This is a genomic window from Shewanella sp. ULN5, from assembly GCF_030731885.1.
Classification (GTDB): Bacteria; Pseudomonadota; Gammaproteobacteria; order Enterobacterales; family Shewanellaceae; genus Shewanella; species Shewanella holmiensis.
The window spans coordinates 21,935-40,587 of the sequence record NZ_JAPJEE010000021.1; the positions used below are offsets into that span (position 1 = coordinate 21,935).

Sequence of the window (18,653 nt, forward strand, 5' to 3'; positions counted from 1 at the left end):
TGTACTTTAAAGTGGTTTTATTATCGGTTGGAACAATATTGCACCAAATCCATGAACTGGCTTCAAGCCATAACTTGCTAAGACGCGTTAATTGATTGTCAGTAAGGTCAGTAATTTACTACTGATATCGGCAAGAGGTAAAACTTCATTTGCAGCATTAATCTCTACTGCTGAGCCAGGCATCCCCCAAACAACGGATGAGGCTTGATCTTGGGCGATGGTATACGCCCCTTTTTGCCTCATATTCAATAAGCCCTGACTGCCATCATTACCCATTCCGGTTAGTATGATGCCAATTGAGGTTTTAGCGGCATGTTCAGCCACGCTGTTAAACAGCACATCAACTGAAGGTTTGTGCCTATTAACGGGATCGCTATTCAATAATTTTGTTTTAAAATGGGCACCATCACGGATGATCACTAAATGCTTGTCGCCAGGGGCAATATACACATAGCCTGGGGTAAGTTTTTCACCCCCTTTAGCCTCAATCACATTAAGGTTGCAGTTTTTATTCAGCCTGACTGCAAACGAGGTACTGAAAACCGGTGGTATGTGCTGAGTAATCACTACTGGAGGCAGGTTAGCAGGTAAAGGCGTTAGCAGGGTTTGTATCGCTTCAATGCCTCCGGTTGAGGCACCAATAGCAATTAAGCGGTTTTTGAATTTATGACTAACGTCTGAATTCGGTTGTAGATTATGGCGAACAGGTGGTGGAGCATCAAAAGTGATTTGCCCAGCAGCTAAGACTTTATAAATTAAATTATTTTGAAATAATGCTAGGCTATTTTGATGATTGTTTTTAGGCTTAGCAACGTAATCTATTGCACCCAAAGATAACGCCTCTAGGGTAACATCAGCGCCTTTTTGGGTTAATGATGACACCATCACCACAGGCATGGGCCTTAAGCGCATTAAGTTGCGTAAAAAAGCTAAACCATCCATTTTAGGCATTTCGACATCAAGTGTTAGCACGTCGGGAGAAAGTTGTTTGATTAACTCTCTGGCCTCGTATGGGTCTTCCGCTTCACCTACAACAATAATGTTGTCGTCAGCATCTAACATATGGGTCAGCAACTGACGCATGAAGGCTGAATCATCTATGACGAGTACTTTAATCATTCAGCCTCCTGTTGTTGAAATAAAGGTGAAAATGGCACCTTACGCTTTCGGGCGCGGTAAATTGTGTGTCCTACAAATTCAAAATCAGCAGCAAAATCGTTGATAGTTTCAGCGTGACCTATGATTAAATAACCACCATCATTTAATAATGCTCTAAATTTTTTAATAATTCTCTGCTTTGTATCACTATCGAAGTAGATAAACACATTTCGGCAAAAAATGACATCGAAAGGCCCCGACATCGGCCAAGTTTGTAGTAGATTAAGCTGCTTAAAGTGTACTAAATCTTTGATACGCTGCTTGATGGAGAATTGTTCAGTATTGGGTAAGGTTTTTATGTATTTTGCGGAAAAATTAGCAGGTATTGTAGGTAATACTTCCGCAGAATAAATGCCTTTTTTTGCCGTTTCAAGTACCTGGGTGTTTAAATCAGTAGCTAAAATTTTTACATCAAATAGGTTTAAATCAATTCGGCCATACAGTGTCATCGCTATGCTGTAAGCCTCTTCTCCTGTCGAACACGCTGCTGACCAAATACGGATTCTTTTTTGTTTACCGGCCAGCCACTGCGGGCAAATCTGTTTATCTAAATGAACAAAATGATGCTTTTCTCTAAAAAAGGCCGTTAAATTTGTGGTGAGTGCATTAATAAATTCAGGGAGCTCTTGGGTGTTATTTTCTAGGTAGTGGCAATATTGGCTGAAGGTGCTCAGCCTCAAAGTGCGAACACGTCTGGATAACCGCGAATACACCATCTGCTTTTTGCGTTCTGGCAGCACAATACCTGTTTGCGAATAAGCTAAATTTCGTAAAAAATCGAAATCCGCTATGCTCATTGGGAATTCTTGTTGCTGCCACTTATCCACAAATGTAATCCCTTAAGCATTTCGAATGTGTCACGTAAACAATATTAACCTCAAGCATGACACTTGGGGTTAATCGCATGATTAAACTTAGGCCGTTAGAACTCTTGCCAATCTTCGTTACTTACCTGAATGGCCATATGTTTAATTTTCGATTTTTGTTTGCTTTGAGTTTCAAAGGCGACTTCAGCATTACCTGTGTTAAAGAAGCTCAGTTTGCGCTTCATTTGACGTGCTTGCTCGGTCATGGTGTCACCTGCTGCGGCAATTTCTTCCACCAAGGCCGCATTTTGTTGTGTCATTTGATCCATTTGAGAAATAGATTTGTTCACCTCAAAAATACCTGATGACTGCTCTTCTGCTGCAATCGATATATGGGCGATCATTTCTGCTACCTTGCTTACAGAAAGCATAATGTCTTTGAGTGTTTCACCAGACTGATTAACAAGTTGAGTACCGTCAGTGACTTTATTAACGCTGTCTCTGATTAATTCTTTAATTTCTTTTGCGGCACCAGCACTGCGCTGTGCCAAATTACGCACTTCACCCGCGACCACTGCAAATCCACGACCTTGCTCACCCGCTCTAGCGGCTTCTACTGCGGCATTTAGTGCTAATAAATTCGTTTGGAAAGCAATTTCATCAATTACGGTAATAATGTCAGCGATACGTTTACTTGACTCAGTAATTGCATCCATTGCCACTACCGCTTGTTTAACCACATTACCACCTTGTTCTGCTTTTTGATTGGCTTCAATGGCAAGGTTATTGGCAATCAAGGCGTTGTTTTCACTTTGCTTAACGGTAGCGGTCATTTGTTCCATACTGGCAGCGGTTTCTTCTAATGATGCCGCTTGCTCTTCGGTACGCTGGCTTAAATCAATGTTGCCTTGGGTTATCTCCTCTGCACTGGAGGTAACTGTATTGGCGGCATCACTAATTTCACTGAGCACCTCAGTAAGGCGATCAACTGTGGTGTTGGCGTCTTGCTGGAGTTTGTTAAACTGACCTGAGTAAGATCCTTCAAGCTGACGGCTTAAGTCGCCTTGAGCCAAAGCGTCAAACAGTTTTACTACGTCTGATAAAATATTGTCTGATACCGTGAGCAATTGGTTGAGGTCTTTAGATAGTGACAAGAAGAATCCGGCTTTACCTTCTAAGCTTAATCGTTGACTTAAGTCACCTTGGTTGGCAGCGCCAAGCAATTGGTGTAATTCTTTTTCAATCATGACTTCAGCGGTACGGTCTTCCCACTCCACCACAGTACCAATACGGTTATCTTCCCCATCCTGAATAGGGTTGGCGGTAAATTTGAATACTCGGCTTCCAACTGCAAATTCGGCTCGGTGGGTCGTTTTTAGCGCTGCAATCACATTATGCTGATGTGATGGATTTTTATGGAAAACGTCAATGTGTTCGCCCACAAGCTGTTTGGCATTAAAGTTAGGTAGGCCCGTTCTTACATCTTCTTCTGCATCTTCAAACATGGTTTGCAGTGCATCGTTAGTATAAATAATACGATTATCATTATCTGCCACCATGGTACAGGCACTGACACAGTCTAATGCTTGTTTTAGGCGGGTGTTTTCAGCGGCCAGCATGTGTTCTTTATGTGTTTTCGCTACTTGCTCGGTCATGTCTAACCACTCAACAACCGTACCGATACGTTGATCATCTTTAAATAAAGGCGTGGCGGTTAATCTAAAAGATAACCCTTCAATCACAAATCTGGTGCAGTAAGGCGTGGTGAGCTTATCCATCAGCTTACGTTGGTGTTCTGGGTGCTGATGGAAGATATCCATATTTGAACCCACCAATTCATCGACAGATAAACGAGTCAGGCTTTTTTGTAATACTTGTTCATTTGACTTGAACATTTTGTACAGCGACTCGTTACGATAAACGATGTCGTAATGTTCATCTGCCACCATGATATTACCTTGGCAGGCATCTAATGCTTGCATGTAAAAGCGGCTATTGATTGTATCTTGATGCCATTGATTTAGCGCGGACTGTAGTTGTGGCCAATGTGGCGCCTCAAACTCAGCTAAATTAACTGTGTGATCCGTGTCATAACTACTGGCAATATCTTGGGTGGCTTTCACAAGACGTTGATTTTTTTGCTGTAGTCGGAATATGACAAATAGGGTGCTCAACAAGGTTAATAGCATTAATGCGTTTACCCATAAAGCATCAAGCCCTGCCAAACTGCATGCTAATGCGAGTGCACACAATAGCGGCGCTCCAAATGCAAGAGGATGAAGGCCACTGGTTGGCGATGATTGATTTTCTGGCATGTTTACGTCCTCTGTTTACTTATTCTTATCGTGGCCAAATGTTTTTAGGCTGCTGGTATTTCGAGTTGTTCTATGATGCTAGACAGCTGCTGAGCACTGGGTAACACCTCATTGCCTAATAGTTTGTGTACATCCAAAATAATCACCATTTTGTCGCTGAGACTAGTGAGTCCTTTGATAAATCTAACGTCAGTGTCGAGTCCAAAATCTGGTGTTGGTCTTAAATTTTTATCGTCGACAATAATCACATCGGAAACCGCATCAACCACAATGCCAATGACTTTACTGTTTTTTTCTATTTTAACTTTAACAACAATCACAACGGTTGTTGGACCGTAGGTAAGCTCACTAAGCCCAAAACGTTGGCGCAAATCAATGATAGGCACGACATTGCCGCGCAAGTTGATAACCCCTTTGACATATTCTGGTGCATTGGGAATAGCAGTGGTTTTTTGCCAACCGCGTATTTCTTGTACTGAGAGTATCTCTACCCCGTATTCTTCAGGTCCCATAATGAATGTTAAGTATTGTTGATTAACATCACCCTGAGTTGCTTGCGATTGCTGATGCGAAACATCCACGTTAATTCGCTCCTTTATGCCGCATGTTCTTTGTGATGGCCGATGCCAGAAAGATGTGTCAGGCTGATAACATCTATGATCAGTGCCACTTCACCGTTACCGAGTATGGTTGCCCCTGATATGCCGGGTGTTTTGGTGTAGTTAACTTCTAAATTTTTAATCACCACCTGTTGTTGCGACAGGAGTTCATCAACCAGTAAACCGACTTTTTTGTTGTTACAGTCGACAATCATTACGATACCTTTTTCAATTTTTTGGGCATCGGCCTGATGATTGAATTGCTCAAATACTTTAACAATGGGAATGAATTCTTCTCGGAGATGAATAACCTCTTGGCGATGACCTTGTTGATCTTTGCCTAGGTAATTTATTTGGCGCTCTGAAACCTGCAATGACTCATGAATTGACATCAGTGGCACGACATAGACATGGTTACCTACTCGCACTAATTGGCCATCTAAAATGGCAAGGGTTAATGGCAGACGAATCGTTATATGGCTGCCTTTACCTGGTGTTGAAGCTAGGTTGATATCGCCATTCAGCTCGGTGATGTTTCGCTTAACGACATCCATGCCGACACCGCGGCCAGAAAGACCTGAGACATTCTCAGCAGTTGAAAAGCCGGGTTTAAATATGAGCTGGTGGATCTCTTCTGTGTTCAGGTGTTCGTTGTCAGCAACCAAGCCTTTTTTACGCGCAATACTGAGAATCTTGTCTGTATTCAAACCACCGCCATCATCAATGATTTCAATAATAATATTACCGCCACGGTGAAATGCGTTCAGTTGGATTGTGCCTAATTCAGGTTTACCTTGTTCGCGTCTTTTTTCGGGAAGCTCTATACCGTGATCCAATGAATTGCGCACGAGATGTACCAGTGGGTCGACAATTTTTTCCATTACGGTTTTATCGAGCTCGGTTTCTTCGCCGCTTAACACTAAATCAACTTTCTTGCCCAGTTGCAAACTAATGTCGTGCACCAACCTAGGAAAGCGATTGAAGGCAAATGAAATGGGCATCATTCTAATTTGCATTACATTTTCTTGTAATTCACGGGTGTGTGATGCCAACTGTTCTAAGCCTAATCGCAGCGTAATAAGGGTTTCTTGGTTGATAGTTTCTTGTTGGCCTATTTGACCTAACATGGCTTGAGTAATGACTAATTCACCGACCATATTGATCAGTTGATCGACTTTTTCTATGTTGACCCGTATTGAACTTTGATTGATATCGGTCGAGCGTGAACTAGGCTTGGTGACGACTGATTTATTGGATTGTTCACTTGTCGAGGTAAAGGTGGTTGTGTTGCTTATTTGGAGCTCGTTTACTTCAATCTGTGCCTGCACATCTGCAGTATTTACAGTGGTTTGTTCGATGGGTAATGCTTGAGCGCTAGGGTGATTTTGTTGTTCAAATGCTTCAGCCAAGGCACTTGTCATATCAAAACTATTGGCTGGTTCTGCGGCTGATTGTGGTTCTGTCAGGGTTGGCGCAGGGGCGTCTGTTATAACGAATGAGTCTTCTTTGACAGCATCTTGGTTATTGGCTTCTTCTGGAGCTTTTGCATCAAGTGGCGACAGAAACTGGGCATCGGTTTCGGGGGTTCGTTCAAGCTGATTAAATTGAATGTCACATTCACTTTCTACCCATTCAAACACTTCTTTAATGCGGGATATTGATGTGTCCGTTAGTAGCAATAATTGCCATTGCAGATAACAAATTTCAGCTTCGTATTCGTCAACATCTGGGTAAGCGACATCTTTTAAGGTGACTTTTAGTTGCCCCAGTTCTGCCAGTTCAGTAAACATGTAAATGGGATCGTTACCGCAACGTAAAATATCTTCGCCGGCGCTAAAGTCGATTTGCCAAAGGGTTAAATCCGGATCCAGGCCTGTCTCTGACACAGGGAAACTAGGAGATGATTGTGGTTCATTTAACGTGTCTGTTTCTGCGCTGATGTTGGCATTTGACGGTTGGGCGAGGGTTTGTTCAAATCGCTTCATCAATGGTGCAAATGCGGGATCATTGCAGGCTTGATCTTTCATTAAAGCATCAATCATATTGCGTATTACATCGACCGATGCCAGCAACATTTCAACATGCTGTGGTTGCATTGGCCTGATGTGTTCGCGGATCTCGTCTAACAGCGTTTCAAGTAAATGCGTAAAATTAGCTACTTCGGTAAAACCAAAGGTCGCACTACCGCCCTTAATGGAGTGAGCAGCACGGAATATTGTATTGATACTTTCCTGATCAAAATTTTCTATATCAATCGCCAATAGCTCAGACTCCATTTTAGAGAGTCCTTCTAAGCTTTCCTCAAAAAAAACTTGGCTAAATTGACTGAGATCAATATCCATTTATTCTCTGCTTATCACTAAAAACGGAGTACTTTGGCTGCGGTTGCCAAAAGTTGTTCCGGATTAAAAGGTTTAACTATCCAGCCTGTGGCACCAGCGGCGCGCCCTTGTTGTTTTTTTTCTGGGCTAGATTCAGTGGTCAGCATCAATAACGGCGTAAAGCGGTACTGGTCAAGCGCCCGTAATTCTTTAATCAGCGTAATGCCATCCATCACGGGCATATTAATGTCAGAGATCACTAGATCAAACTGAGTTTGCTTGGCTAATGTCAAAGCTTCACTGCCATCAGCGGCGACATGCACTTCATATCCTGCTGTTTGCAAGGTAAAGCTGACCATCTGTCGCATGGAGGTGGAATCGTCGACTGCCAGAATTTTTTTCATTAAAACTGTCCTTTAAACTGAGCCAATTAGCGGTGGTATTGTAATCGCGAGTAACGCTAATTGCTTGCATATCTCTTTATCGGCTGGAAGCCAAGTAACATTAAGTGACCGTTTGATACAGGTTTGATGCAGTAAAAACAGTAACTGCGCTCCGGCAGTATCCACTTTGGTCAGTTTGCTGGCATCAATAATAAATGGTGTGGTTTGCTGTAAATGATTAGCAAGCTGAGAATATATTGGCTGTATATTACGAATTGTAATCGCCGCGCCTAAATCTAGAGTGGTTTCAGTCATGCAGTATTCCAACCGTTAACAGCAACTTATTAAAATATAGCCTTTATTACTATTTGAGCAATATTAATCATGGTTTTACGTAGATTATTATAAACCAAGTGTTGCAGTCGGGTTCACGGGCAGAGTTAGCGGATAGCGTATAGCTAATTGTAAGCGTGAATTCAAATAGTATTAAACACAAGAGCACACGTTACTGATCAAATCGAGTATTGTAAACCGATCTTAAATCGGCTTATGCATTATTAACAATCTTTTTAAAATCAGCAATTAACTCTTCATTGAGTATTTGAGGTGGTAAACCGGGTTTCGGCTTAGCCCTAAACACTGCGGTTTTTTCGCCTGTGGGGGAGACCAGTACATAAGAAGCACTGTGATCGATTTGGTAATTTTCTCCTTCCCCAACCATAGCATAAACAAAGCCGAGATCACGGCTGAAAGGAAACAACTGGCTATGTTCTGCCGTTATGGCTTTAAAATCGCGGTTAAAAAAGTTGATGTAGTCTAAACGTTTAACTTGGGTATCGCGTTGGGGATCGGCGGACACAAAAACAACCTGTATATCGGCAGAGATTTGCTGCAGCTCAGGGTAGGCGGCAGCTAGCTTATTTAATGTGGTTGGGCAGACATCAGGGCAAGAGGTGAAGCCAATAAAAAAGAGGCTCCACTTACCTTGTAAATCTTGATTTGTGAATGGGTTGCCGTGTTGATCGCTGAGGCTAAAAGTCGCTAGTTTTCTTGGGTTATCGTAAATAAAGCCAGTAGCCAGCTCGATATTTTTGTACTGAGATTGATGCATTTGTGTGGATGAATTGGCCGGTGGTGTTTGCCATTGATAGGCCGTGATACCGCCTATCGCCACCGCCATCAGTGCCACAATGATACTGCGTTTACGCATTTAGCACGCCCTTGGTTATGAGTGTCATTCTTATTAAACAAGCTTTATTGCAACAGGATTTAGTTAATCCACAAATAGTGATCAACTAACAAAACGATGAATAACACCATCAAATGATAGATAGAAAATTTAAATACATTCATCGCTAAGCCTTGATAGTCATGGTATTTAAGCTGCCAAGCTTTATAAATAAACCCACAACTGAGTAGCGTTGAGCCGACCAGATAAACCGGACCACACATGCCGACTAATACCGGCAGTAAACACGCGATAGCAAGAAGAATGGTATAAAGCAAAATACACGTTTTAGTAAATTCAACACCATGGGTAACTGGCAGCATGGGAATGTCGACTTTGGCATATTCTTTTCTGCGATGAATCGCCAATGCCCAAAAGTGCGGCGGCGTCCAGGTGAAAATGATGATAACCAAGAGTAAAGCATGGCCGTGTAATTCGTTAGTGACTGCTGTCCAGCCTAATAGTGGTGGCATTGCGCCAGCTAACCCGCCAATGACAATATTTTGCGAGGTAGCACGTTTCAAATAAGCGGTATAAACCAAGGCATAACCGATTAAACTGGCAAAGGTTAGCCAGGCCGTCAGTGGATTTACCCAGGCGTAAAGCATGACAAATCCTATCAACCCAATGGATACAGCAAATACCGCAGCCTTGGTGCCTGAGATTTTCCCTTTCGGTAAAGGGCGGTTATAAGTGCGGGCCATTAAGCCATCAATGCGACGGTCTATTAAGTGATTAAATGCTGCCGCAGCACCAGCCATTAGTCCAATGCCAACCATGCCGACAATAAGAGGCTGAAGTGGCACTACGCCGGGTACCGCTAAACACATGCCGACCAATACAGTGAGCAGCATTAACGCGACGACTTTAGGTTTGGTCATTTCAAAATAGGCACGCCATTGAAATGTAACAGCCTCATGGGGGGGGTTGAGGATGATTGGTTTTGTCATTGTTATGTCCTCTGGTTACGCTTTACGCCATAGGGCGTAGTTGATAAATACCATGGTTAGCAACAGTAATGCCGCGCCGCCATTGTGAGAAACTGCGATGCCTAATGGTAAGTGCATCACTACATTGCTGATCCCAAGTGCCACTTGCGCTATCACTAACAAAATTAGTAAAAAGGCGCTTTTTCGCATTGTGGATGATTGTGCTTTTAATAGTTTTATCGCAATCCACACTAAAATAATGGCGGTTAATACCCCCCAAATACGGTGGCTAATATGAATTGTCATTCTGGTCGCATAATCTAAAACACCAAATTCAAAACTGGGATGGTTGCCTTGAAAAGGTGAAAAAGCATCGGCAAAGCGTAAGTTATCAACCCAATTACCTTCGCAAATCGGCAATGTAGTGCAGGCTAAGGCCGCGTAGTTTGATGAGGTCCAGCCGCCTAAAATAATTTGTATCACCAACACTGCAAGCCCAAATGCGGCGATAGGGGCTAGCTTTCTGGCATATAAGTCGCCGCCCGGGATCCTTAAGGGCTTGGTACGTAAATAGAGAATGAATAATAATGAAAATAAACTAAACCCACCTATAAGATGTGACATTACCACAATCGGCATCAGCTTCATGGTGACCGTCCACATGCCAAGTGCCGCTTGAAAAATGATTAAAGCGGATATCAATATCGGGAGCTTTTTGGGCGCAGAAGGTTGCTTTAAACATAAAATCAAAATGACTAAAACGAGTAACCCCAAGGTGCCCGCAATATAACGGTGGATCATTTCAAGCCAGGCTTTTTCAGGTTCAACGGTATGTTCGGGAAAGTGCGCTTCCACTTTCGCTAATTCATGACTTTCATTCGGCACGGTTAAATGACCGTAACAGCCTGGCCAATCAGGGCAGCCTAAACCTGCATCAGATAATCGAGTGTAAGCCCCCATTAGAATCACCATTAAGGTGAACACTAGGGTAAATTTGATGAGATGAGGAATGCGCATTAGCCAACCCTCGACAACTTCAGCATTTTACGCAGGTCGGCAATCATTGATTTGCCTTGAGCTATGCTGGCCTCACGACCCGATACGCCATCGTATTGCATAACTAGACTGCCTAACGGATCGATAATGATCATCTGTTGTTGGGTTAATAATGCGGCTATTTGTGCATTGCTGGGGGCTGTTTCAAATTGAATATGGAGTTGCTTAAGTGCGTCTAGGTCGCTGTTATTTTGCAGTAATATAATTGGGCTAACGCGGTCTCGGTCTCGTCCTAGCGCTATATGACTTTGGTTAATCACATAGAGTCTATCCATACATTGCTCGTCACATTTTTCAGGCAGCAAGTACACCATTTGCCACAGATGTGGTTTCGGATTCACCATATTTAACGCGCTGTAGGTCAGCTCGGTATTTAACAATGCCCCTTTGTTGGTGGCGCCGCCATGGTAGAGATCTAAGCTTAATACCAATTTGGCTAAGGCAACGGGCAGTACAAAAACGACTAACAATATGATGAGTGTTTTATTACTTCTTTTGGGCTGGGAGTTCATTCTAGCTCCTCTTCTTACTGCTTAATGTTGATGAAAAATGCTTAATGAGCGCCAGCTTGCCACTTTTTGTGTGCCAGCCATGCCATTAACCCTAAAAATACCGCGGCCATAGTGAACCACTGTAAAGCATATCCTTGATGTTTTTGTGCTGATAACGGAATAGGTTGCCACGGTTGTGGCAAACTTAAATCAGGTACGTTATCTGGTTGCAACACCACAGGTAATAATGGATACCCCAGCAGCTGCGATAATTCATCTATATTTAAATTTTGGAAGCGCATTGGGTTACCTGTTTCAGCCATTAAATGATCGCTTAATGGATTGGTCTGTTTTTGATAAATGCGTCCAATCAGCTTGTATCTTCCCGATGAAATCGCGCTGATGTCAGGCAAAATTCGGCGGTCTTTATCGGCGGGCACAAAACCGAGTTCAACTAATAAATGCGGTGACGAGGCGTTGACTTGAAACACCTGATAAGCCAAATAACCTACCTGACCCATGTATATTTGATTATCGAGCAGTAGTACCTGCTTCGATACCGGTGATACCGATACGGCAATGCGATATCCTGTTAAGGTTTGTTGTTCTGAATTAGCGTTTGATGTGTGCTCCGCAATGACTTGCAATAATGAATCAAAATTTATTGCTGCTTGGTTTTGCCGCTCGCTTAACGTGATATCCCATACACGTTTGAATTCTGCACGTTCCAGTTGCCATAATCCTAACTTGACCAAAATGCTAAACACCGCCACAGTGATGACAATAAAAACAAACGCGGCCCAACCTAAACCCGCAAGAGGATTGCCTGTGACAGCCCCATTGTTAGTTAAGTTAGTTTTAGTGCTACTGCTTGTATTCATTATGTTTAATTTAGCCCGTGCATTATTTATTATGGTTAAAGGAGAAAACAAACAATCTATGAGTCCTTTTTTAGGTCGAAGAGTGATGTTTTCTGCCCTTGTTGTTATTTTACTGCTGTTGGCCATGGCATTAGGCATTATTCAACCTAACCCACGGCCTTATTAATCAGCGTGTTTACAGAACGTAAACGAACACAAATAAACATAACCACACCACATCAACAAAATGCCAATACCAGCTGCCTGCCTGGAAAGCAAAATGCTTGTCGGTTGTGAAGTGACCTTTTAACACCCGTAATAGCAATACAATTAAGAACACGGTTCCTAAAGTGACATGCACGCCATGAAAGCCGGTTAACAGAAAGAAGGTATTACCGTAGATCCCCGACTCAAGCGTTAAGCCCATTTCATGATAAGCGTGGCTGTACTCTTCTACCTGTAAAACCAAGAAGGCGATACCTAATAAAATGGTCAGCGCTAACCAAATTTTTAATGGTGTGCGTTTGGCTTTTTCTAAACTGGTGTGAGCAAAATGCAATGTGACAGAAGAGGTTAACAGTAAAATCGTATTGATTAATGGTAACCCGGTCCATGGCATAGCTTCTGTTTTGGTGCCATCAGGTGTGGTGACTAAAGGCCAAATGGCTTCAAATGCCGGCCATAAAACTTCATGGGTCATGGCATTATTTGACGCGCCACCTAACCAAGGTACCGCAACCATTCTGGCGTAGAATAACGCGCCAAAAAAAGCCCCGAAGAACATAATTTCCGAGAAAATAAACCAACTCATTCCTTGACGGAATGAACGGTCCATTTGGGCTGAGTATAAACCTGCCATTGATTCATCAATGACGGTTTTAAACCAACCAAAAATCATAAATAAAATTACAGCTATACCGGCAATAAGAATATAACCGCCATAACTTTCTTCTGTTGATAATTGTTGTACGTAACTGCCTGCGCCAAAGGCGATTAAGAAAAGGCCAATGGCACCAATGATAGGCCAGGCACTTTGTGCTGGCACATAATAGGCTTCATGCTTTGTGGTCATTTTGCTGCTCCTTGCTTTAAGCCACTACCGACTTTAGCGGTAATGTCGTAAAGGGTATAAGAGAGAGTCAAGGTGTTAATGGATTCCGGTAAATCGGGATCCACGTAAAAAATCAATGGGAGTTCAGCACTGGCTGATGCCGCTAGTGGTTGTTGATTAAAACAAAAGCACTCTGTTTTATTAAAATAGGCAGCACCTTGACCAGGCGATACTGAGGGTATTGCTTGGCCAATGGTGTTGTTTGCTGACAGGTTTTTGGCATGAAATTTAGCATGGGTTAGTTCACCTGGATGAACTTGAATGCGATTTACCGTGGGAGAAAACTCCCACGGCATGCCGGGCTGTATTTGGGCAACAAACTCTATAGTAACAGTGCGACTTTTATCAACAATGACAGCTTCGTATGTACTTGCAGTATTTTGGGTTTTTCCATTAATACCTAAAGTGTCACATAGCACATCGTAAAGAGGCACCAGCGCAAAACCAAAACCAAACATGCCCACAGCACCAAGTGTTAGCATGGTGAGTAACTTACGGTTTGATTTGGTTGGCTGACTCATCTCATTTCACCTCTGGTGGCGTTGTAAACGAGTGATAAGGCGCAGGACTTGGGATTGTCCACTCTAATCCTTCAGCGCCTTCCCATGGTTTATCTGGTGCTTTTTCTCCGCCTTTGATGCATTTAATGACCACGGCTAAGAAAATTAGCTGCGACAAGCCAAAGGCGAATCCACCAATGGATACAATTTGATTGATATCAGCAAATTGAATTGCATAATCAGGTATCCGACGCGGCATACCCGCAAGGCCTAAAAAGTGCATCGGGAAAAACAGCACGTTGACTGAAATAACCGAACACCAAAAGTGCCATTTACCTAAGGTTTCGCTATACATATGCCCAGTCCATTTAGGCAGCCAATAATAAGCCGCTGCCATAATGGAGAATACCGCCCCAGTTACTAACACATAATGGAAATGCGCAACAACGAAGTAAGTATCGTGGTACTGAAAATCTGCTGGGGTGATTGCAAGCATCAATCCTGAAAAACCACCAATGGTAAACAGAATGATAAAGGCGAGGGCGAAAAGCATTGGCGTTTCAAACGTCATCGATCCCCGCCACATTGTGGCAACCCAGTTGAAGACTTTTACCCCTGTGGGAACCGCTATCAACATGGTGCAATACATAAAGAACAATTCAGCAAATACCGGCATACCTGTGGTGAACATATGGTGTGCCCACACTAAGAATGACAGAATCGCAATACTGGCCGTTGCGTATACCATGGATGAATAACCAAATAACTTTTTACGGCTGAACGCTGGAATGATGGCAGAGATGATACCGAACGACGGTAAAATCATAATGTACACTTCCGGATGCCCAAAGAACCAGAAGATATGCTGGAACATGACGGGATCACCACCACCCGCAGCATCAAAAAAGCTGGTGCCGAAAAACTTATCCGTCAGTACCATGGTGACTGCACCAGCAAGCACTGGCATCACAGCAATTAATAAGAAAGCTGTGATTAACCATGTCCAAACAAACAAGGGTAGCTTCATCCATGTCATGCCTGGGGCACGCATATTGACAATGGTTACAATCACATTGATTGCACCCATGATTGAGCTGATCCCCATAATATGCACCGAGAATACAAATAGAGCTGTACTATCAGGGCTATAGGTTGTCGATAGTGGCGCATAGAATGTCCAACCAAAGTTGGGGCCGCCGCCCTCCATAAATAGCGAGCTAAGCAAAATAGCAAACGCGAAAGGTAATATCCAAAAACTCCAGTTGTTCATTCGTGGTAGTGCCATATCTGGCGCACCAATCATCATAGGGATTAACCAGTTAGCTAAGCCAGTGAAGGCAGGCATAACGGCACCAAACACCATGATAAGTCCATGAACTGTGGTCATTTGATTAAAAAAGTTAGGTTCAACCAGTTGTAATCCAGGTTGGAATAACTCGGCGCGGATAACCATAGCCATGGCTCCGCCAGTTAAAAACATAATAAAACTGAACCATAAATATAACGATCCAATATCTTTATGGTTGGTGGTTAGCAGCCAGCGCATAATGCCTTTTGGGGCACCATGGTGATGATCGTCATGGACTGCAGCAGTATCGTGCGTAGTTGTACTCATTATTATCCCCTACTGTCCATGGCTATTAACATCATTTGCTTGCACTGTATCGCCAGTGTTATTACCCCATGCATTGCGCTCGTAAGTAATCACTGCAGCCATTTGGCGCGGTGATAATGAACTTGCAAAAGCTTGCATAGCGGTACCTGGCTTACCATTACGAACAATATTAATGTGCTGTTCTACAGGTCCCTTAATAACAGGGCTGCCGATTAATGATGGGAAAGCGCCTGGTAACCCCGCTCCGGTGGCTTGATGGCAAGCAGCACAGGTTGAGGTATACACTTGTAAGCCTTCAGTCATTAGTTCTTCGTGGGTCAGTTCGGTTAAATCAATGGGCATTACCGTTGCGACAACCTGTTGAACATCAGTTGGAACCGACTCCATTGGGCTATCAGAAGTCATAGGTTGAGGAGCTGAGGCACTGTTATCAGCGTTGCCACCATTAGCGGCATTACTCACATCCACTGCTTGAATGACATCACCAGAATCATTACCCCAAGCATTACGCTCATAGGTGACAACCGCCGCAATATCTTTCGCACTCAACTGTTTAGCAAACGACTGCATGGCTGTTCCAGGCTTACCATTAAGGACAATGTCAATATGGCCATTAATTGGTCCCTTGATGATTGGGCTGCCAATAAGCGATGGGAATACGCCCGGCAAACCTGCTCCGTTGGGTTGGTGACAAGCTGCACAGGTAGAGAGGTAAATTTGCTCACCCTTTGCCATTAACTCTTCTTTTGAAAGAGTCTCTGATAAGGCGGCTTTCGCAGCTTCAGCTGCGTTACTCGCTTGCTGTTTTTGGTCTAATAACCAAGCATCATATTCCGCTTCAGGTAATGCCTGCACAACAATCGGCATAAAGCCATGATCTTTACCGCATAGCTCAGCACACTGGCCGCGATAAGTTCCTGCCTTGTCGATACGCGTCCACGCCTCGTTAATAAACCCCGGATTCGCATCTTTTTTTACTGCAAATGCGGGTACCCACCACGAGTGAATAACATCATCAGAGGTCATTAAGAAACGAACTTTACGATTAAGAGGTAAAACTAAAGGCTTATCTACTTCTAATAAGTAAGTATCGCTTTTGGTTTCGTCTCCTTCAATTTGATCTCGTGGAGTGGATAGAATGCTATAAAATTCGACGTCTTCATTAAAATAGCTGTAATGCCATTTCCACTGCGAACCGGTAATTTTAATGGTTAAATCCGCATTTGACGGATCTTCCATCGCTATTAGGGTTTTAGTGGCTGGAATCGCCATTCCAATAAGAATGACAAATGGAATGACAGTCCAAGCAATTTCCACTTTAGTACTTTCATGAAAATTTGCCGCGACAGCGCCTTTGGATTTTCGGTGATAAATCATGGAATAAATCATGATCCCAAACACCACTAAACCAATAGCGCAACAGATATATAGAATAATCATGTGGAGGTCGTAAACCTGACCACTAATATTCGTTACACCTTTTGTCATGTTGAGGGGCATTTCGTTTGCCCCAAGGGGAGGTGCCAGTAACACCGCCATTACACAATACAACCATTGCTTCACAAGACTTCTCCTCTGCCAATTGCGAATAGCAACTACAAAGAAGAGTCACACAGTAAGTCTCTGCTCTATGCAAACTCTTCGGTTCCCAAAAAAGTTTGATGACTCCAAAGTACCCTGGTGGTTGTAAGCGTTTCGGCTTACTGGTTTTTATTAAATGTGCACCACGCTGGTACTTACAACTGAACTTATCAATTCTGATTTGACGCTTTTATCTGTCAGATAAAATCTAGACTGTAGCGTTTCAGTAAGGTTGAAAATGTTTCAACCTTGTTAAGTACATTACTTGTAGATTAAACATTGATCAAGATCACTTTTACAGCTAATTAGCTGAAAAATTGTACAAAAAAGCCCTGCACATGGGCAGGGCTCAGTAAATACGGCAATTATAATTAATGAAACGAGGTGAAATTAATTGTATTAACCGCATTATTTTGATTTGAAAGCATCGTTTTAGTACTTAAATCATGATTTAAGTCTGTGCTGGCATCTTCAATTACAATGCCTAAGGCGCGGGCACTTTTGGCGACTAACTCTAAACGGCGACTGTCGCGAGCGTCTAAAGGTTGTGTCCATGAAATCACAGCACTTGATGTGCCGCTAGTTAATGCTTTCTCCATTGCCCATAGGGTTTCAATCTCATCTTTGGTATGAACCAAAAGCACTCTATCCATCCTAACACCAGCGCTGGCTAGCATCTGTTTGTAACTGATGTTGGCTGGATTGATGAGCACTATCCAACGTCCTTGCTGACTTAATTGTGCTAACTGGCTAGCATATTGGCTTAGTTCTAGTTTGCCGTGGGTCTGAGTTTGAAGCGTAGTAATGGGTTGTGCCAGATTCATATCTGCTGATGGCATATCCATCCATAATCCAGGATGACGCGGGGCTGTGCCCATTAGTTTGTTCATAACCACTCTCCATTACGAATAACACCAACAGCAAGCCCTTCAATTGTTAGGCTTTGGTAACTTAAATCCACTTCAATTGGTGAATACGCTTCGTTTTCAGCATGCAAGTAAACCACATTGCCTTTTTTCTCGAACCGTTTCACTGTGACATCATCTTCAACACGCGCAACAACAACTTGACCATTTCGGGCTTGTTGCATTTTATGTACAGCCAATAAATCGCCTTCTAAAATGCCAATATCCTTCATGCTGTCACCACGCACTCTTAATAAAAAGTCAGCGGCAGGTTTAAACATATTTGGATCGACTTGATAGTATTGTTCTACGTGTTCTTGGGCTAAAATGGGTTCGCCAGCAGCCACTTGACCAATTAACGGTAAGCCATTTTCTTCTGGTTCATCCTCTTGGGTCAGGCGAATGCCACGAGACGTGCCGGGCATAATTTCAATAAACCCCTTTTTAGCCAAAGCTTTTAAATGCTCTTCAGCCGCATTGGCGCTTTTAAAACCTAAGCGTGTGGCAATTTCAGCACGAGTAGGTGGCATCCCAGTTTCAGAGATGTTGTTTTTAATCAGCTCTAAAATTTCAGCTTGGCGTGGTGTTAAGGGTCTCATGTTGCTTCCTGTCTTTCTATACAGTAACTGTCATTATATACAGTGTTTTGTTTTGCGCAAGTATTCACCAATTATTTTTTAATTTTATAATTAAATGTGATTTTTTTGTTATATATTTCATAGGTATAGAGTGTAAAAAATGTATTATGCTTGCAAAGCTGAGTTTGGTTTGTACAGCAGTTAGTGAAAGGCAACC

19 protein-coding genes are annotated in these 18,653 nt (G+C 42.9%); 1 reads left to right on the plus strand and 18 read right to left on the minus strand.

Annotation, left to right across the window (positions count from 1 at the left end):
- Positions 1-87: 87 nt before the first annotated feature.
- The 12 genes from ORI98_RS16125 to ORI98_RS16180 all read right to left on the minus strand — a co-directional run bounded on the left by ORI98_RS16125 (position 88) and on the right by ORI98_RS16180 (position 12,167).
- Positions 88-1,119 carry a chemotaxis response regulator protein-glutamate methylesterase gene (locus ORI98_RS16125; protein WP_306135921.1) on the minus strand — a complete coding sequence of 344 codons (1,032 nt, stop codon included), beginning with the start codon at positions 1,117-1,119 and terminating at the stop codon, positions 88-90.
- Complete coding sequence (locus tag ORI98_RS16130) at positions 1,116-1,985, minus strand: protein-glutamate O-methyltransferase CheR (RefSeq protein WP_342454493.1); 870 nt, start codon at positions 1,983-1,985, stop codon at positions 1,116-1,118. The genes ORI98_RS16125 and ORI98_RS16130 overlap by 4 nt, the downstream gene beginning before the upstream one ends.
- Positions 1,986-2,080: 95 nt before the next feature.
- On the minus strand, positions 2,081-4,279 hold the full coding sequence (locus ORI98_RS16135; protein ID WP_306135922.1) for a methyl-accepting chemotaxis protein: 2,199 nt from the start codon (positions 4,277-4,279) through the stop codon (positions 2,081-2,083).
- A gap of 44 nt (positions 4,280-4,323) precedes the next feature.
- On the minus strand, positions 4,324-4,860 hold the full coding sequence (locus ORI98_RS16140; RefSeq protein WP_261297773.1) for a chemotaxis protein CheW: 537 nt from the start codon (positions 4,858-4,860) through the stop codon (positions 4,324-4,326).
- Between the two features lie 14 nt (positions 4,861-4,874).
- Positions 4,875-7,220, minus strand: a complete 2,346-nt coding sequence (locus ORI98_RS16145) for a chemotaxis protein CheA (RefSeq protein WP_306135923.1) — start codon at positions 7,218-7,220, stop codon at positions 4,875-4,877.
- Between the two features lie 17 nt (positions 7,221-7,237).
- Positions 7,238-7,603 (minus strand): response regulator, encoded by a 366-nt coding sequence (locus tag ORI98_RS16150; protein WP_261297771.1) that lies wholly within the window; start codon positions 7,601-7,603, stop codon positions 7,238-7,240.
- Positions 7,604-7,615: 12 nt separating this feature from the next.
- Positions 7,616-7,897, minus strand: a complete 282-nt coding sequence (locus ORI98_RS16155; protein ID WP_261297770.1) for a lipid asymmetry maintenance protein MlaB — start codon at positions 7,895-7,897, stop codon at positions 7,616-7,618.
- A 232-nt stretch (positions 7,898-8,129) separates the two neighbouring features.
- Positions 8,130-8,792 (minus strand): SCO family protein, encoded by a 663-nt coding sequence (locus tag ORI98_RS16160; protein WP_306135924.1) that lies wholly within the window; start codon positions 8,790-8,792, stop codon positions 8,130-8,132.
- A gap of 59 nt (positions 8,793-8,851) precedes the next feature.
- A complete protein-coding gene (gene cyoE / locus ORI98_RS16165) occupies positions 8,852-9,760 on the minus strand; it encodes a heme o synthase (protein WP_306135925.1) in 909 nt (302 codons plus the stop codon).
- 15 nt (positions 9,761-9,775) lie between these two features.
- Positions 9,776-10,756 (minus strand): heme A synthase, encoded by a 981-nt coding sequence (locus ORI98_RS16170; protein WP_261297767.1) that lies wholly within the window; start codon positions 10,754-10,756, stop codon positions 9,776-9,778.
- Entirely contained in the window at positions 10,756-11,307 is a 552-nt protein-coding gene (locus ORI98_RS16175; protein ID WP_306135926.1) for a hypothetical protein, read from the minus strand. The genes ORI98_RS16170 and ORI98_RS16175 overlap by 1 nt, the downstream gene beginning before the upstream one ends.
- 41 nt (positions 11,308-11,348) lie before the next feature.
- Positions 11,349-12,167 (minus strand): SURF1 family protein, encoded by an 819-nt coding sequence (locus tag ORI98_RS16180; RefSeq protein WP_371931183.1) that lies wholly within the window; start codon positions 12,165-12,167, stop codon positions 11,349-11,351.
- Position 12,168: 1 nt separating this feature from the next.
- Between ORI98_RS16180 and ORI98_RS16185 the strand changes: the two genes are divergently transcribed.
- On the plus strand, positions 12,169-12,333 hold the full coding sequence (locus ORI98_RS16185; protein WP_261297765.1) for a DUF2909 domain-containing protein: 165 nt from the start codon (positions 12,169-12,171) through the stop codon (positions 12,331-12,333).
- 9 nt (positions 12,334-12,342) lie between these two features.
- Here ORI98_RS16185 and ORI98_RS16190 read toward each other — a convergent pair whose 3' ends face one another.
- From ORI98_RS16190 to lexA, 6 genes are all read right to left on the minus strand, one after another.
- Positions 12,343-13,218, minus strand: a complete 876-nt coding sequence (locus tag ORI98_RS16190; RefSeq protein ID WP_306135927.1) for a cytochrome c oxidase subunit 3 — start codon at positions 13,216-13,218, stop codon at positions 12,343-12,345.
- Positions 13,215-13,778, minus strand: a complete 564-nt coding sequence (locus ORI98_RS16195; RefSeq protein ID WP_261297763.1) for a cytochrome c oxidase assembly protein — start codon at positions 13,776-13,778, stop codon at positions 13,215-13,217. The genes ORI98_RS16190 and ORI98_RS16195 overlap by 4 nt, the downstream gene beginning before the upstream one ends.
- A gap of 1 nt (position 13,779) precedes the next feature.
- Positions 13,780-15,372 (minus strand): cytochrome c oxidase subunit I, encoded by a 1,593-nt coding sequence (gene ctaD, locus ORI98_RS16200; RefSeq protein WP_261297762.1) that lies wholly within the window; start codon positions 15,370-15,372, stop codon positions 13,780-13,782.
- 9 nt (positions 15,373-15,381) lie between these two features.
- On the minus strand, positions 15,382-16,935 hold the full coding sequence (gene coxB / locus ORI98_RS16205) for a cytochrome c oxidase subunit II (RefSeq protein WP_261297761.1): 1,554 nt from the start codon (positions 16,933-16,935) through the stop codon (positions 15,382-15,384).
- Positions 16,936-17,324: 389 nt separating this feature from the next.
- The gene (locus ORI98_RS16210) at positions 17,325-17,843 is read right to left on the minus strand and encodes a cell division inhibitor SulA (protein ID WP_261297760.1); all 519 of its coding nucleotides are present in this window, start codon (positions 17,841-17,843) and stop codon (positions 17,325-17,327) included.
- A complete protein-coding gene (gene lexA / locus ORI98_RS16215; RefSeq protein ID WP_188842126.1) occupies positions 17,840-18,457 on the minus strand; it encodes a transcriptional repressor LexA in 618 nt (205 codons plus the stop codon). The genes ORI98_RS16210 and lexA overlap by 4 nt, the downstream gene beginning before the upstream one ends.
- Between the last annotated feature and the right edge of the window lie 196 nt (positions 18,458-18,653).

Bases quoted from the DNA above. Each gene is read 5' to 3' on its own strand.
- ORI98_RS16125 (WP_306135921.1), bottom strand. From the start codon at position 1,119: ATGATTAAAGTACTCGTCATAGATGATTCAGCCTTCATGCGTCAGTTG.
- ORI98_RS16135 (WP_306135922.1), bottom strand. From the start codon at position 4,279: ATGCCAGAAAATCAATCATCGCCAACCAGTGGCCTTCATCCTCTTGCA.
- ORI98_RS16145 (WP_306135923.1), bottom strand. From the start codon at position 7,220: ATGGATATTGATCTCAGTCAATTTAGCCAAGTTTTTTTTGAGGAAAGC.
- ORI98_RS16150 (WP_261297771.1), bottom strand. From the start codon at position 7,603: ATGAAAAAAATTCTGGCAGTCGACGATTCCACCTCCATGCGACAGATG.
- ORI98_RS16155 (WP_261297770.1), bottom strand. From the start codon at position 7,897: ATGACTGAAACCACTCTAGATTTAGGCGCGGCGATTACAATTCGTAAT.
- ORI98_RS16160 (WP_306135924.1), bottom strand. From the start codon at position 8,792: ATGCGTAAACGCAGTATCATTGTGGCACTGATGGCGGTGGCGATAGGC.
- cyoE (WP_306135925.1), bottom strand. From the start codon at position 9,760: ATGACAAAACCAATCATCCTCAACCCCCCCCATGAGGCTGTTACATTT.
- ORI98_RS16170 (WP_261297767.1), bottom strand. From the start codon at position 10,756: ATGCGCATTCCTCATCTCATCAAATTTACCCTAGTGTTCACCTTAATG.
- ORI98_RS16175 (WP_306135926.1), bottom strand. From the start codon at position 11,307: ATGAACTCCCAGCCCAAAAGAAGTAATAAAACACTCATCATATTGTTA.
- ORI98_RS16180 (WP_371931183.1), bottom strand. From the start codon at position 12,167: ATGAATACAAGCAGTAGCACTAAAACTAACTTAACTAACAATGGGGCT.
- ORI98_RS16185 (WP_261297765.1), top strand. From the start codon at position 12,169: ATGTTTAATTTAGCCCGTGCATTATTTATTATGGTTAAAGGAGAAAAC.
- ORI98_RS16190 (WP_306135927.1), bottom strand. From the start codon at position 13,218: ATGACCACAAAGCATGAAGCCTATTATGTGCCAGCACAAAGTGCCTGG.
- ORI98_RS16195 (WP_261297763.1), bottom strand. From the start codon at position 13,778: ATGAGTCAGCCAACCAAATCAAACCGTAAGTTACTCACCATGCTAACA.
- ctaD (WP_261297762.1), bottom strand. From the start codon at position 15,372: ATGAGTACAACTACGCACGATACTGCTGCAGTCCATGACGATCATCAC.
- ORI98_RS16210 (WP_261297760.1), bottom strand. From the start codon at position 17,843: ATGAACAAACTAATGGGCACAGCCCCGCGTCATCCTGGATTATGGATG.
- lexA (WP_188842126.1), bottom strand. From the start codon at position 18,457: ATGAGACCCTTAACACCACGCCAAGCTGAAATTTTAGAGCTGATTAAA.